The organism is Azospirillum terrae, assembly GCF_053470425.1.
Genome location: NZ_JBPXMR010000059.1, coordinates 1 through 897 on the forward strand (window position 1 = coordinate 1; position 897 = coordinate 897).

The window sequence follows — 897 nt, forward strand, 5'->3', positions numbered from 1 at the left end:
GCTCACCAAGGGGCTGCCATGGCAGGTCATGCTCGACGACGAGCACATTCCGGAACTCCGGGCGTTGGTTCGACGGACCAGCCCGTCAAAGAGGAAGGCATCATGAAACTGTCGGGTCGCCGATCTGGTCGAACCAGCTGGACACGGGGATTTGTGAGGCCAGGATCGTTGCCGCCCGGTCGTACCGGTCGTCGATCACCTCCGTCAGGTCGCGGTGCTGCTCGGCGGTCAGCCGGATCATCGCCCAGTCGTCCAGGATCAGCAGCCGCGTGCGCGCCAGCTTGGCAAACGCACGCCGGTGCCGCCCTTCCACCCGGGCGATCGCCAGATCGTCCAGGAGGCGGGGAAGGCGCCGGTAGAGAACCGAGAAGCCGTCCCGAGCCGCCTGATGGCCGAGCGCGCAGGCGATGAAGGTCTTGCCCACGCCGGTCGGCCCGGTCAGCAGAACCGAGCGCGCCGTGCGGATCCACTGGCCGCTGGCCAGCGTCTGGATCAGCCCGCGGTCGAGCCCGCGCGGGGTGCGCAGGTCGAGATCCTCCAGGCAGGCGGTCTGGCGCAGGTTGCTGGCCTTCAGCCGCTGGCCGAGCGCCGCGTTGTGGGCGGCCGTGTGCTGGAGGTCAACCAGCAGCGCCAGGCGCTCCTCGAAGGTGAGCGCCTCGATGTCCGGCTGCTTCATCTGGGCAAGCAGCCCGTCGGCCATGGCCGACAGCTTCAGCGCGTGCGGTTTCTCGATGGTCTGGTGCAGCATGGCTCGCCCTCAATGATAGTAGCCGGAGCCGCGCACGTTGCCGTGCTCGCCGGGGCCGCCCTCGATGGTCTCGGGCAGGACAGGCCGGGTGGGTGCCTTGAGCAGCCCTTCCACGAAGCGCGGCGACAGCACCCCGGCGGCCAACGCCC

Annotated in this window: 1 protein-coding gene; it reads right to left on the reverse strand. The window is 69.3% G+C overall.

Going from position 1 to position 897, the window contains the following annotated elements; translation table 11 throughout:
- Positions 1-100 precede the first annotated feature (100 nt).
- On the reverse strand, positions 101-748 hold the full coding sequence (locus ACSVDD_RS29695; protein WP_448193005.1) for an ATP-binding protein: 648 nt from the start codon (positions 746-748) through the stop codon (positions 101-103).
- Between the last annotated feature and the right edge of the window lie 149 nt (positions 749-897).